This is a genomic window from Arachidicoccus sp. BS20 (assembly GCF_001659705.1).
Taxonomy (GTDB): Bacteria; Bacteroidota; Bacteroidia; order Chitinophagales; family Chitinophagaceae; genus Arachidicoccus.
Genome location: NZ_CP015971.1, coordinates 723,102 through 735,964, shown reverse-complemented (window position 1 = coordinate 735,964; position 12,863 = coordinate 723,102). Strand labels below are relative to the sequence as shown.

Sequence of the window (12,863 nt, the reverse complement as noted above, 5' to 3'; positions counted from 1 at the left end):
GATAAAGATTGTTTCTGGAATGTTAAAAGTTCTATCATTCTTTTGTCGTGTAAAAATAGTAAAGTAACTTTACAAAGTTAATTTATTAATTAACTTAATTATTTGACAAATGGCAAAAAACAGCTTCTTCGATTTAGCGGTTTCGTTCAACAATTCGATGGCACAGCTCACACGGCGATTAAGAAAGGAAGCCGGAAAGCAACCTTTCTCCCTGAGCGAGCAAACGACAATGGCTTTATTGGAGCAGAATACTAAAATGTTGCCTTCTGAACTTGCAGACGCGCATCATATTTCGGCACAAGCCATGTCGCAAATCATCAATCGATTGTACGAGGAAGATTGCATTGTTAAAAATGCGGATGACAAAGATGGACGCAGAGTTTATATTTCGCTCAATACAACGGGCAAATCCAAGCTGGCCGAAATGCGTGCCGCGCGTAGCGCATGGCTTTCCGAGGCTATTGCAAAAAAACTCTCAAAAGAAGAAATAGCACAGCTCCCTTCATTCGTTGCATTGTTACAAAAATTATCTATGGCAGAGTTTTAAAACAGTTATTTATGCAGGCATTTAGGGCTTTGAAGTCTAAAAATTTCAGATATTTTCTAAGTGGTCAATCTGTGTCTTTGATTGGAACATGGATGCAAAAAGTTGCTGTAAGCTGGATTGTTTACCGGCTTACAAGTTCGGCATTTATGCTGGGTTTGACCATGTTTGCCAACCTTATTCCATCATTATTATTGTCTCCCTACGTAGGTGGTTTTACAGACAGGCACAATCGTTATAAGATTTTATTGGCGACACAAATTTTACTGGCTTTACAGGCAGGTATTTTCACTTATGTCGTTTACATAAAGCTGGACAATATGGCGGTAATTATTATACTCAGTTTGATTCAGGGAATAATTACCGCATTTGATACAACCGCGCGGCAATCGTTGATTGTAAAGATGATTGAACACGAAGAGGATTTGCCGAACGCAATTGCGCTTAACTCGGCAATGGCAAATCTTACAAGGATTTTGGGACCTGCCGTCGGTGGAATTTTGTTAAGTACATTGGGCGATACAATGTGTTTTTCTATCAATTTTATCAGCTATTTTTTCGTGATTTTTTCTTTGCTGATGATGAAGCTTCACTTGCCCAAAGTGGAACATAAAGAAGAAAATGTTTGGCAAACTTTGTACGAAGGTTATGTATATTTAAAAGAGTCGCCGGATTCGTCTTCGGTTATTATGCTGCTTGCAGCATATAGTGTGTTTGTGATTCCGTTCAGTACGTTGCTGCCTGTGTTTGCCAAAGATGTTTTTCAAGGCGATGCTGCTACTTTCAGTTGGTTTGAGAGTGCGGCAGGAGTAGGTGCGTTGATTGGTACAGGGTATATTGCAACATTGAAGCCGAATAAAGATATGCTGACAATTGTATTTGCCGGCAGCACCGTTTTTGCAATTGGTGTGCTGTTGTTGTCGTCGAGTTTTAATTTGCAGGTAGCATTGTTTTTTACATTGTTAACGGGCATGGGAATGATGTCGATGACGGCTGCCATAAATACTTATTTGCAAATGCACGTTGCAGACGATATGCGCGGCAGAGTGGTAAGTTATTTTATTATGTCTTATCAAGGATTGATACCTGTCGGCAGCTTGATTGTAGGTGCGATTGCTGAACAATGCGGGGCAAAAGCAACTGTTGTGATAGAAGGCGTGATTGGAATAGTTTCTTCTATTGTCTTTTTCTATTTTAAAAGAAAACGCAGAAATGCGGCGCAGTTTTTGGTTCAATAATTTGCTTCGTAATAATTCCACATTATTTCATATATATTTTGTTTTAGTTCGTCGGCAGTTTTATTTGCAGGATTGATTGGCGGTAAATAATGCACTTCAACAATTCCCGGAAGCATATAAAATTTATCTTCTTGCAAAATTTTTTTAGTATTGAAAAGAACAATAGGAATGATGCCTTTTTGCGTATCAATCGCCAATCGGAATGCGCCGTTCTGAAAATTGCCTAAAGGTTTAGACGTCTTGTTACGTGTACCTTCAGGGAAAATCAACATACTCATTCCGGTCGATAACACGTCTTTCATTTCGCCATAACTTTGTGTGCGGCTTTGTGTATTTTTTCTATCTACCAAAACAGAGCCCCAGGTATAAATCCAACCGAGAATGGGAACTTTTACAAAACTTTTTTTAGCAATCGTTTTTGCAACATTTGGCACAAAAGGATTGGTTATCATCACATCCATAAAACTATTGTGGTTGCAAACGAGAATGTAATTTTTGCCTTTCTGAAAAACTTTCTTGTTTTTTGTTTTGATAAAAACAAGTGTGAGTGTGAGAAAAATCCGCATCCAGACTTTCGATACATTTTTCTGCAAAGCCGCTCGCTGCGGGTCTTTCAGAAAAAAGCAAGGCAGCATAAAAATAAAACAAATCAACATGGTTGCAACAAATACAATCAATGCCCATAATGCCCAGATGCGTGCGAATATTCCTTTAAGAAGTTTCATGTAGTTCATGTATGCTAATCAGAAAATTATATCCCCGGGGAAATTCTATAAATCCCAAAAATCATGGTTCAGACATTCTCTTTCAGACAATCATCCAATCAATCGGTTGCAGCCCTTCTTTGATTAAAAATTCATTTGCTTTGCTAAAATGCTTGCAGCCGAAAAATCCGTTGTGTGCGCTTAGCGGCGACGGATGCGCAGCTTTTAAAATGTGATGTTTGGATACGTCAATCAAAGTCGCTTTTTCCTGTGCAAATCTTCCCCACAACAAAAACACCACGCCGCGTTTTTCGTCGGATATTTTTTTAATTACAGCATCAGTAAAAATTGTCCAGCCGATTTTTGAATGGCTGTTGGCTTCATTTGCGCGAACGGTAAGGCTTGCGTTTAACAGCAAAACGCCTTGTTTTGCCCAAGATGTAAGGTTGCCTGTTTTCGGAACCGGCATACCGATATCGCTGTGCAGTTCTTTAAAAATATTTTGCAACGACGGCGGTTGCGGCACGCCGTCGGGAACGGAAAATGATAATCCCATCGCTTGTCCGTAACCGTGATATGGGTCTTGCCCGATGATAACGACTTTTACTTTGTCAAAAGGCGTTTGTGCAAAGGCATTAAAAATTAAAGCTCCCGGCGGATAAATGGTTTTCTTAAGCGCTTTTTCGGCTTTGAGGAAATCGACAATTCCCGCGAAATATTCTTTGGAAAATTCATCTTTCAATTCATTTTTCCAGCTTTCTTCAATTTGTACATTCATACTTCAAACCTACATGAAATTTTTCAACTGAAAGTTAAAAATTAAACCATATAGAAACTATAGTTTTTAGATAGATGAATACAGCGAAAGATGAAAATACTATGATTGTTTGTGTGTTTAAATGCTGAATGAATTTTAGTTTTAATTCTACAAAATTCTATGTTTTTATGTGGTTTCATAAAATGTAAAGATTTTTGTGTTGTCATTTTTTCTTAATATTGATACAGAATTAAATTTCATTTAATATGAAACCCGAACGTTTAACAGCATTCAGCGACGGCGTAATTGCGATTATTATTACCATTATGGTTCTGGAAATCAAAGTTCCGCACGAAGAAGACGGAGATACTTTTAAAGCATTGCTACCGATGTTGCCGAATTTTTTGTCGTATGTATTGAGCTTTATTTATGTAGGTATTTATTGGAACAACCATCATCATGTATTTCAGTTAGTAGAAAAAATTAACGGCAGGGCGCTTTGGGCAAATTTATTTTTACTGTTTTCTCTTTCGCTCATTCCCGTAACTACGGCTTGGCTGGGCGAACATATTAAAAGCAAAGACCCCGTTGCGTTGTACGGCATTGTTTTGCTGATGTGTGCGGTTGCATATCGTTATCTGATTGTGATTTTAACTGGTTGTGTAGAAGATAATCACGAGCTTGCAGGCGGCATCGGAAAAGATTTTAAAGGGATTATATCGATTGTAATTTATATTGTCGGAATTGTTTTATCGTTTTTTATTCCTTTATTGGCAATCGCCTGTTATGTAGGCGTTGCGTTGATGTGGGTAACACCTGATAAAAGATTGGAATCGAAGAAATGATATTTTCATTTCGTATTTTTGCAGTAATTTTTTATAATTAATTTTTTTGATGCAAATTCCTATAATGGCTGAAATGCTGGCTGCGGGCGATATTCCCGAAATTTTATTTTGGGTTGGTTGTGCCGGAAGTTTCGACAGGCGAGCACAACAAATTACAAAAGCATTTGCCGCTATCTTAAATAAAACGGGCGTAAAATATGCTGTGCTTGGAACGGAGGAAACCTGCACCGGCGACCCTGCAAGGCGTGCGGGAAATGAATTTCTTTTTCAAATGACGGCTTATGGAAATATTCAATTGCTGAATGGATATGAAGTAAAAAAAATTGTAACTACTTGTCCGCATTGCTTTAATATTTTTAAAAATGAATATCCTGCACTTGGCGGAAATTATGAAGTAATTCATCACACGACTTTGTTGCAGCAATTGATTGACGAAGGAAAAATTGTGTTGAAAGACGGCGGCGAATTTAAAGGTAAAAAAATTACGTATCACGACAGCTGCTATCTTGGTCGCGCGAACAATATTTATGAAGCTCCGCGTAAAGTTCTGGAAGCGTTGGATGTGGAGTTGATTGAAATGAAACGCTGTCGCAGTAAGGGTTTGTGTTGTGGCGCAGGCGGCGCGCAAATGTTTAAAGAAGAGGAAAAAGGAGTGAAGCGCGTGAACACCGAAAGGGCAGAAGATGCGTTGCAAACGAAAGCAAATATTGTAGCTTCGGCTTGCCCGTTTTGCAATACCATGCTCACGGACGGTTTGAAAAATAAAAGCGCAGAAGATGATGTTCAGGTATTGGACATTGCGGAAATTATTATCAATTCAATGAATTAAAAAACTACAAATGGACCTAAATTTTCAACAACATATTCCTGCAAACTTTTCCGATGAATCGCGTGTGTGGATTTATCAAAGCAACCGGTTATTTTCTTTGCAGGAAGCATTCGCCATCGGGGAAAAGATAAACGATTTTCTCTCGCAATGGAATACGCATGGCACGCCCAACACGGCTTTTGCCAATTTATTTTTCGGACAATTCTTAATTATCATGGCGGATGAATCGTCTCAAAAAGTGAGTGGTTGCAGCACGGACAGCTCTGTAAGATTTGTAAAAGAAATCGAAAAAGAATTTGTGGTTAATATGTTCGACCGGCAATCTCTTGCGTTTATAATTAAAAATAAAGTGCAATTGTTGCCATTGTCACAATTAAATTACGCATTTGAAAACAATTTTCTCAATGGCGACAGTTTGTATTTCAATAACCTTGTTTTGACTAAAAAAGAATTGTTGGAAAACTGGCTTATTCCTGTCAAAGAAAGCTGGCTCGCAAATAGATTGCAACTTATTTGATAGATTTTTTGAAAAATAAATATGACAAATGTCGTTTTTTTTAAGAAAAATGTCTAATTTTGTGGAAAGGAAAAACGATGAAAAAATATAAAACATCCGAGGATACTACTAATAACATTGTTAATGAAGCGGCAGTTGCATATGGTATTGCAGAGAACAACAATATATTTTCTTTGATAAACACTATTAAACATGGTATCAAGTTTCCCGCTTTCAAAACTATTGTAGAACGCAGTCCTTTCAGTATTGGCGAATGGTCAAATTTTCTGCATCTTTCAGAGCGCACCATGCAGCGCTACAGCAAAGAAAACAAAGCATTTGACCCAATTTATTCCGAAAAAATTCTGGAAATTACTATGCTCAATAATTATGGTAAAGAAGTTTTCGGCGATGAAGAAAACTATAATACTTGGCTTCAAACTAAGAATATTGCTTTAGGGGGAATTACTCCTAAGGCACTCATGGACAGCACATTCGGTATCAAACTTATCAAAGACGAACTCACTCGCATAGAACACGGCGTACTTGCATAATAATGATAGTCTACAGACTTGCGAAAAGTAAATACAAAAATGACCTTTCGGGCGAAGGTGCGAGGTTTGCGGGCGGACGCTGGAACAGCAAAAATGTTGCAATGCTGTACACAAGCGAATCGCGCGCGTTGTGTACAACGGAAATAGCTGTTCATACGCCTGTCGGAATTTTGCCGACAGATTATTACATGATTACGATTGAAATTCCGGATAATATTTCCTTTAAAGAAATTAAAATTGCTTCGCTGCCGGATAATTGGAATGAAATTCCCTATGGTTCTGCAACACAGGAGGTCGGCAATAAATTTATTCAGGAAAATAAATATCTCGTGCTGAAAGTGCCTTCGGCTGTGGTTTTCGGCGATTTTAATTTTTTGATTAATCCTCATCACAAAGATTTTTCAAGAATAAGAATCAAGCGAATGGAAGAATTTTCTTTTGACAAAAGACTGTTCTTAAAGTAAGTGATATGCACAAATGCATGAATTGAAATTCATTTGTGGCATATTGTTTACGGTTGTTGCACTATTTTACAAGTCAGATAATATTGCCCTTCTATTTCAATCGGGTTGAGCATATTTGCCTCATCAGCCGTTTTTACGGGCTTTGACTGCCATTCTGTTGTCGGCGTGAATTTGAATGTATGATTGCCATCGTGCAAAACAATTGGCATATTAAAACCGGCAACGCAATTTATATATCTATAATTAATTTTTTCATTATTATCCGAAAAATATAGTTCCAAAACAGGAATTTGTGTTGTGGTTAAATATTGTTGAAAAACTTTACTGAAATCAATTCCTGTAAACTGATTAATATAATCTTCAATTTGCTTAGATGTAATCGTTTGATGATAAAATGCTTTGTTGATGCCGTGCAGTAATGCGCGGAATTTATCGTCATCATTAATAGAATGACGAATATTGTTGATCATGTTTGCGCCTTTGTAATACATATCGCCGCTGCCTTCGTCGTTCACACTATAATGCCCGATAATCGGCTCATCGTTTTCAATATTTTGGCGAATGCCATACACATAATCCTGCGCTTCTTTTTTGCCCCAATAATATTCCGTGAACAAAGCTTCACAATAATTGGTAAAACTTTCGTGAATCCACATGTCCGCAATATCTTTCGAGGTAATGCTGTTGCCAAACCATTCATGCCCGCTTTCGTGCACCACAATAAAATCAAACTTCAAACCGATGCCCGTGTGCGACAAATCTCTTCCCAAATATCCTTGTAAAAAATGATTGCCGTAAGCAATATCGCTTTGATGTTCCATACCAAGATGCGGGGCTTCCACGAGTTTGTACCCATCTTCATAAAAAGGATACGCACCATACCAATATTCCAATGCTTTCAGCATCTTAAACACGTCGGGCTTGCAATGCACTTTCATCCTGTTCATATCATAATCCAAAGCCCATAAAGCCACGTCCAGTTTGCCTTTCAGCCCGTTGTAACTCGTATCGAATAATGTGTACTTTCCAATGTATGGAACAATGTCATAATTATTAATCGGATTTTTTACCGCCCACTTATAGCTTGTTAAATGATTGGGCAATTCTTTCTTTTCAATTAATTTCCCGTTTGCAACAGCGACCAAAGTATCGGGAACAATCGTTGTAATGCCTGCGCCGCTGTCGGGTTCATCGCCCTGGTAATCTTTGCAAGGATACCAAACCGATGCGCCTAAACCCTGGCACGCAACCGTCATCCAGGGACGACCGAGCGAATCTTTTGTAAATATCCAGCCGCCGTCCCAAGGCGCTTTTATAGCAATGCGTGGATTGCCATGGTAGTAGATTGTGATTGTCCTAACGCCGGGTTTAATTTTATACATTGCAGCACTATCTCTCACGAAAACGTGATAAGCATTGCCTTCCCGACGATATTGATATTTTTTTTGTCCGTCAGAAATGCTGTCGATTTCCATTGGTTCTTGCATATCTATCTGCATCGTTTTGCCGCCGTTATCAAAATAAGTAATCACATTCTTTCCAACAATCGACTTCGTTTCATAATCAGGTTTTACGGTTATATCGTACCGCAATACATCCCACCAAGCGCGTTCGGGCGTAACGCTTCCGCGCAAAGTATCGGCGTGTGTAAAGACTTTTTCTTTGCCTGAAAGTAACTGTGCATTTAACTGCAACGAAAATATTGTACCAACAAATAAAATAAATAAAGATTTCATTTTTTAAAACTACGTGTTTTGGATATTTTTGAGAATGAATTCGTTTCAAAGATATGTTGTAATCATCATAAATTTTATCTTCCTTTTTTCTTGTAATCATCATACGAAAAACAAGGAACAAATTTTTTATTACAATGAAAGTCGCGACATTGCTACGCTCGACCCTGCGTTTGCAAAAAGTCAGTCCGTGATGTGGGCAATTCATCAGATTTTTAATCGTCTTGTCGATTTGGACAGCAATATGAATATCGTTCCATCTGTTGCAAAAAGTTGGGACGTGAGTGCCGATTTTTTGATCTATACTTTTCATTTAAGAAATGATGTTTTTTTTCAAAATAATGCCGCTTTTAAAAATGGCAAAGGTCGTCGCTTAACCGCGCAGGACGTGGCTTACAGCCTCAACAGAATTATTGATGCGAATACTGCAAGCACAGGCGCTTGGTTGTTTAATAATCGCATTGCGCAGCATGGATTTATTGCGTTGAACGATACGACTTTTCAATTAAAATTGTTGCGTCCGTTTCATCCTATTCTCAATATTTTGAGCATGGATTATTGTTCTGTTGTGCCGCACGAAGCGGTGGAAAAATACGGTAAAGATTTTGGGCATCATCCATGCGGCAGCGGCGCGTTTCAATTCAAGTTTTGGGATGACGGGCAAGCATTGATTTTGCAAAAAAATCAGCATTATTGGGAGTACGATAAAAACGGAAAACGGTTGCCCTATCTCGATGCGATTGATATAAGTTTCAATGCAAATAAAGCCATGGAGTTTTTGCAATTCAGGCAGGGACGATTAAATTTTATCAGCGATATTGAACCGTCATTTCAGGACGAAGTGATTACAAAAACAGGCGAGTTGCGCAAGCAATGGCAAGGAAAAATTGTGTTGGAAAAACAGCCTTATCTCAACATTGAATATCTCGGAATTTTGCTGGATGAAAATAATCCTTTGGTAAAAAATTCGCCCTTAAAAATTAAATCTGTTCGTCAGGCGATGAGCTATGCAATTGATAAAAAACAGCTGATGATGTATTTGCGCAATTCCATTGGAACGCCTGCTAATTCAGGGTTTGCGCCAAGCGGGTTGCCGTCGAGCAACACCGATTCCGTGAAAGGTTACAACTATAATCCAACGCTTGCTTTGAAGTTGTTGAACGATGCAGGATTTCCGAATGGTAAAGGTTTGCCGGCGATTACTTTGTCCACTTCGCCACAGTTTGCGGATGTGTGTGATTTTGTTGCGAAACAAGAAAATAATATCGGTATAAAAGTACAGGTTGAAGTGTTGCAAAAGAGTATGATGCTGCAACAAACGGCGCAACAGCAATGCGCATTATTTCTCGGAAGCTGGATTGCAGATTATCCCGATGCGGAAAATTATATGGCTTGTTTTTATGGCAAAAATCCTGCGCCGCCGAATTATACAAGGTATAAAAACAAAGCCTTTGATGATTTGTACGAACAATCTTTGCAGGAAAATAATGATTCGGTAAGATATTCAATGTACAGGAAATTAGACCAGATGATGATTGACGATGCGCCTGTAATTCCGATATTTTACGATGAAGTTATTAGGCTTGTACAGCCCGACGTGCGCGGCTTTCAGACGAATGCGTTGAATACATTGGAGTTGAAAAATGTGTATTTTCAAAAATAATTTTTTGATGAATGAAGAATTAAAATACCAGATTGCTTTAACCCTTGTTCCAAGCATCGGCGTTGTTACCGCGAAAAAATTGATTGAACATTTTGGCGATGCACAAACAATTTTTTCTGCCAATAAAAAAGATTTGCGCGATGCGGGCATTGCAAGCGATGCGATTGAATCCATTAAAACATTTGACGATTTCTCTAAAGTGGATGAAGAAATTTTATTCATTAAAAAATATAAGATTCAAACATTTTTCATTACACAAAAAGATTATCCGCAAAGGTTGCTGAATTGCTATGACCCGCCGGTTTTGCTATATTACAAAGGCAACTCAAATTTGAACGATGAAAAAATTGTAAGCATTATCGGTACAAGAAACAATACGCCTTACGGCAAAAAAACAGCGGAAGAAATTGTTGAAAAATTATCGGTGCAAAATATTTTAATCGTAAGCGGGTTGGCTTATGGAATTGATACGATTGCGCACAAAGCTGCATTGAAAAATAACCTGCAAACGATTGGCGTTTTGGCAAACGGATTAAAAACCATTTATCCGTCAGAGAATAAAAAACTCGCAGAAGAAATGCTCGCACAAGGCGGCTTGTTAAGCGAATTTTCGCACGACACCAAACCCGACAGGTATAACTTTCCGCGCCGCAACAGAATTGTTGCAGGTATGGCTGATGCAACAATTGTGGTTGAAACTTCGCGTAAAGGCGGCAGCATGATTACAGCTGAAATTGCAAACAGTTACGGTCGTGAAATTTTCGCCGTTCCGGGAAGAATCGGAGACGAGAAAAGCAATGGTTGCAATTATTTAATACAATCAAACAAAGCGCAAATTTTTACGGATACCGAGCAGTTTTTGTATGCGATGAATTGGAATAATTCGAAGAAGAAGCCTAAACAGCAAACCATGATTTTTGCAGATTTGTCTTTGAACGAACAGAAAGTTGTTGATGTTCTCAGAACAAACGAGGCTTTGCACATTGATACTCTGAAAGCCAGTTGCGGCTTGAGTTCCGGCGAATTGGCAAGTGCGATGCTTACTTTGGAGCTGGCTGGAATTATCGTTTCACTGCCGGGGAAATTATATCAGTTAGCATAAAAAAAGCTCCGTTATTTCGGAGCTTTTTCGAGGTCTCGAGCGGATTCGAACCGCTGTAGAAGCTTTTGCAGAGCTCTGCCTAGCCACTCGGCCACAAGACCTTTAACGGGCTGCAAAAATAACATATTCCCGCAGATTTCAAAATTCTATTTGAAATTAATTTGCTACCTTGTCGCCCCAAACAAGAAATAAACATGAGCGGCATAATACCTGAAAGCGAGCTTATCATCAATAACAGGGGAGCTATCTATCATCTTGACGTAAAACCCGAAGAACTTGGTCAAACTGTTATTACCGTGGGCGACCCCGACAGAGTGAAAGAAGTAAGCAAATATTTTGATAACATTGAAGTTCAACGCCAGCATCGTGAGTTTATCACACATACCGGAACGCTCGGCAGTAAACGGATTTCCGTAGTTTCTACAGGTATTGGTCCTGATAATATTGATATTGTATTCAATGAACTGGATGCGCTTGTTAACATTGATTTTACTTCGCGTACTATTAAAGAGAAACTTACTACGTTGCACATCATACGCATAGGCACTTGCGGTTCGTTGCAGGAAGATATTCCTGTCGATGGCATGGTTGCCGGCACGTATGGTTTGGGCATTGATAATTTACTAAATTATTATTTGCAGGAAAACAATGTTGACGAACTTGAATTGTTGCAACAATTTATTCGCCATACACAAATCGACCAACAGTTTTCCATGCCTTATATTAATGCCGCCGGCAGCAGCTTACTGAAACATTTTGTGGACGGATTTCATCATGGCATTACGGTAACCTGCCCCGGATTTTATGGTCCGCAAGGTCGTGTTTTGCGTTTGGGTTTAAAGTATCCTAACTTTGTAGATTTACTTGGAACTTTTTCTTACGGTACGCATAGAATTGCCAACTTTGAAATGGAAACGAGTGCAATGTACGGCTTGGGAAAATTGCTTGGACATCAGGTCTTGAGCATTAATGCGGTTGTGGCAAACAGAGTGGCTCGTACATTTTCTAAAGACGGAAAAGCGGCTGTGGAAAATACCATTCAAAAAGTACTGGAACGAATCAGCGAAATATAATTTTACGTGTATAAATTTATTTTACGAAATGCAAGAGATTAGTTTTTACAAGTACCAGGGAACTGGAAATGATTTTGTGATGATTGACGGAATTAACAGCGACATCAATTTATCCATCCAAAATATAAAAGATATATGCCATCGGAAATTTGGCGTGGGCGCAGATGGATTGATTATTCTAAAAAAACATCCTTCATTGCATTTTGAAATGGATTATTATAATGCAGATGGAACGCAAAGTATGTGTGGAAACGGCGGCAGATGTGCTGTACAATTTGCAAAGCAATTGGGAATTATAGAAAATACATATCATTTTCTTGCTATCGATGGCGAACATACTGCAACAATTGAAGAAGACGGTGTTCATTTAAAAATGAAAGATGTACACAAAGTTGATTTTATCAATGGACATTATGTGTTGAATACAGGAAGCCCGCACTACATCAAATTTGTAGAAGATGTTCAACTTACAAATGTTGTTGAAGAAGGACGAAAAATCCGTTACAACGATACGTATAAAGCAGAAGGTATCAATGTGAATTTTGTACAAACGTTGGACGACACAACAATTTTTGTCCGCACTTATGAACGTGGTGTTGAAGACGAAACTTTTAGTTGTGGAACGGGCGTAACTGCTGCGAGCCTCGTGTCGGCGCACAACGAAAGAGGTTTCAACAGAATTGAAGTAAAAACTTTAGGTGGTAATCTGGCAGTTGAATTTGATAGAATAGGAGAGGAAAACTTTGGCGATGTGTGGCTTTGCGGTCCTGCGGAATTGGTATTTGAAGGAAAGATAAAAGTGGATAAATAACTTCTACCGTATTTCTCTGAATTTTTATTTTTGTAACCTATGAAAAATCT

The 12,863-nt window shown here is 38.6% G+C and carries 14 protein-coding genes and 1 tRNA gene; 11 read left to right on the top strand and 4 right to left on the bottom strand.

Annotated features, from left to right (window positions below):
• Nucleotides 1-109: 109 nt before the first annotated feature.
• Together A9P82_RS03380 and A9P82_RS03375 are read left to right on the top strand one after the other, a co-directional pair.
• Nucleotides 110-547 carry a MarR family winged helix-turn-helix transcriptional regulator gene (locus A9P82_RS03380; RefSeq protein WP_066204194.1) on the top strand — a complete coding sequence of 146 codons (438 nt, stop codon included), beginning with the start codon at nt 110-112 and terminating at the stop codon, nt 545-547.
• 11 nt (nt 548-558) lie between these two features.
• The gene (locus A9P82_RS03375; RefSeq protein WP_066204193.1) at nt 559-1,782 is read left to right on the top strand and encodes an MFS transporter; all 1,224 of its coding nucleotides are present in this window, start codon (nt 559-561) and stop codon (nt 1,780-1,782) included.
• On the opposite strand, the gene A9P82_RS03370 is transcribed toward A9P82_RS03375, so the two are convergent.
• Both A9P82_RS03370 and ung read right to left on the bottom strand, forming a co-directional pair.
• A complete protein-coding gene (locus A9P82_RS03370) occupies nt 1,776-2,507 on the bottom strand; it encodes a lysophospholipid acyltransferase family protein (RefSeq protein WP_066204191.1) in 732 nt (243 codons plus the stop codon). The genes A9P82_RS03375 and A9P82_RS03370 overlap by 7 nt on opposite strands.
• Before the next feature lie 82 nt (nt 2,508-2,589).
• Nucleotides 2,590-3,264: a uracil-DNA glycosylase gene (gene ung / locus A9P82_RS03365; protein ID WP_066204189.1), complete on the bottom strand. Its 675-nt coding sequence runs from the start codon at nt 3,262-3,264 to the stop codon at nt 2,590-2,592.
• Nucleotides 3,265-3,509: 245 nt separating this feature from the next.
• Here ung and A9P82_RS03360 point away from each other — a divergent pair, with 245 nt between their 5' ends.
• The 5 genes from A9P82_RS03360 to A9P82_RS03340 all read left to right on the top strand — a co-directional run bounded on the left by A9P82_RS03360 (nt 3,510) and on the right by A9P82_RS03340 (nt 6,431).
• Entirely contained in the window at nt 3,510-4,088 is a 579-nt protein-coding gene (locus A9P82_RS03360; protein WP_066204187.1) for a TMEM175 family protein, read from the top strand.
• Nucleotides 4,089-4,137: 49 nt separating this feature from the next.
• Nucleotides 4,138-4,917, top strand: a complete 780-nt coding sequence (locus A9P82_RS03355; RefSeq protein WP_066204186.1) for a (Fe-S)-binding protein — start codon at nt 4,138-4,140, stop codon at nt 4,915-4,917.
• Between the two features lie 10 nt (nt 4,918-4,927).
• Entirely contained in the window at nt 4,928-5,434 is a 507-nt protein-coding gene (locus A9P82_RS03350; RefSeq protein ID WP_066204184.1) for a hypothetical protein, read from the top strand.
• Between the two features lie 77 nt (nt 5,435-5,511).
• The gene (gene parS, locus A9P82_RS03345) at nt 5,512-5,967 is read left to right on the top strand and encodes a type II RES/Xre toxin-antitoxin system antitoxin (protein ID WP_066204182.1); all 456 of its coding nucleotides are present in this window, start codon (nt 5,512-5,514) and stop codon (nt 5,965-5,967) included.
• 2 nt (nt 5,968-5,969) lie between these two features.
• Nucleotides 5,970-6,431 (top strand): RES family NAD+ phosphorylase, encoded by a 462-nt coding sequence (locus tag A9P82_RS03340; protein ID WP_066204181.1) that lies wholly within the window; start codon nt 5,970-5,972, stop codon nt 6,429-6,431.
• 47 nt (nt 6,432-6,478) lie between these two features.
• Here A9P82_RS03340 and A9P82_RS03335 read toward each other — a convergent pair whose 3' ends face one another.
• The gene (locus A9P82_RS03335; protein WP_066204179.1) at nt 6,479-8,167 is read right to left on the bottom strand and encodes a M1 family metallopeptidase; all 1,689 of its coding nucleotides are present in this window, start codon (nt 8,165-8,167) and stop codon (nt 6,479-6,481) included.
• A 34-nt stretch (nt 8,168-8,201) separates the two neighbouring features.
• Between A9P82_RS03335 and A9P82_RS03330 the strand changes: the two genes are divergently transcribed.
• Together A9P82_RS03330 and dprA are read left to right on the top strand one after the other, a co-directional pair.
• The gene (locus tag A9P82_RS03330; protein ID WP_066204177.1) at nt 8,202-9,827 is read left to right on the top strand and encodes an ABC transporter substrate-binding protein; all 1,626 of its coding nucleotides are present in this window, start codon (nt 8,202-8,204) and stop codon (nt 9,825-9,827) included.
• A 7-nt stretch (nt 9,828-9,834) separates the two neighbouring features.
• A complete protein-coding gene (dprA, locus tag A9P82_RS03325) occupies nt 9,835-10,929 on the top strand; it encodes a DNA-processing protein DprA (RefSeq protein WP_082915386.1) in 1,095 nt (364 codons plus the stop codon).
• 30 nt (nt 10,930-10,959) lie between these two features.
• On the opposite strand, the gene A9P82_RS03320 is transcribed toward dprA, so the two are convergent.
• Nucleotides 10,960-11,030, bottom strand: a tRNA-Cys gene (locus A9P82_RS03320).
• Between the two features lie 93 nt (nt 11,031-11,123).
• Here A9P82_RS03320 and A9P82_RS03315 point away from each other — a divergent pair.
• On the top strand, nt 11,124-12,002 hold the full coding sequence (locus tag A9P82_RS03315) for a nucleoside phosphorylase (RefSeq protein ID WP_066204171.1): 879 nt from the start codon (nt 11,124-11,126) through the stop codon (nt 12,000-12,002).
• 28 nt (nt 12,003-12,030) lie between these two features.
• Entirely contained in the window at nt 12,031-12,813 is a 783-nt protein-coding gene (dapF, locus tag A9P82_RS03310) for a diaminopimelate epimerase (RefSeq protein WP_066204169.1), read from the top strand.
• Nucleotides 12,814-12,863: the final 50 nt, after the last annotated feature.

Excerpts from the sequence above, each read along its gene's own strand:
- A9P82_RS03315 (WP_066204171.1), top strand. The coding sequence starts at position 11,124 with ATGAGCGGCATAATACCTGAAAGCGAGCTTATCATCAATAACAGGGGA.
- parS (WP_066204182.1), top strand. The coding sequence starts at position 5,512 with ATGAAAAAATATAAAACATCCGAGGATACTACTAATAACATTGTTAAT.
- A9P82_RS03380 (WP_066204194.1), top strand. The coding sequence starts at position 110 with ATGGCAAAAAACAGCTTCTTCGATTTAGCGGTTTCGTTCAACAATTCG.
- A9P82_RS03360 (WP_066204187.1), top strand. The coding sequence starts at position 3,510 with ATGAAACCCGAACGTTTAACAGCATTCAGCGACGGCGTAATTGCGATT.
- A9P82_RS03330 (WP_066204177.1), top strand. The coding sequence starts at position 8,202 with ATGAATTCGTTTCAAAGATATGTTGTAATCATCATAAATTTTATCTTC.
- dprA (WP_082915386.1), top strand. The coding sequence starts at position 9,835 with ATGAATGAAGAATTAAAATACCAGATTGCTTTAACCCTTGTTCCAAGC.
- A9P82_RS03350 (WP_066204184.1), top strand. The coding sequence starts at position 4,928 with ATGGACCTAAATTTTCAACAACATATTCCTGCAAACTTTTCCGATGAA.
- A9P82_RS03370 (WP_066204191.1), bottom strand. The coding sequence starts at position 2,507 with ATGAAACTTCTTAAAGGAATATTCGCACGCATCTGGGCATTATGGGCA.
- dapF (WP_066204169.1), top strand. The coding sequence starts at position 12,031 with ATGCAAGAGATTAGTTTTTACAAGTACCAGGGAACTGGAAATGATTTT.
- ung (WP_066204189.1), bottom strand. The coding sequence starts at position 3,264 with ATGAATGTACAAATTGAAGAAAGCTGGAAAAATGAATTGAAAGATGAA.
- A9P82_RS03340 (WP_066204181.1), top strand. The coding sequence starts at position 5,970 with ATGATAGTCTACAGACTTGCGAAAAGTAAATACAAAAATGACCTTTCG.
- A9P82_RS03355 (WP_066204186.1), top strand. The coding sequence starts at position 4,138 with ATGCAAATTCCTATAATGGCTGAAATGCTGGCTGCGGGCGATATTCCC.
- A9P82_RS03375 (WP_066204193.1), top strand. The coding sequence starts at position 559 with ATGCAGGCATTTAGGGCTTTGAAGTCTAAAAATTTCAGATATTTTCTA.
- A9P82_RS03335 (WP_066204179.1), bottom strand. The coding sequence starts at position 8,167 with ATGAAATCTTTATTTATTTTATTTGTTGGTACAATATTTTCGTTGCAG.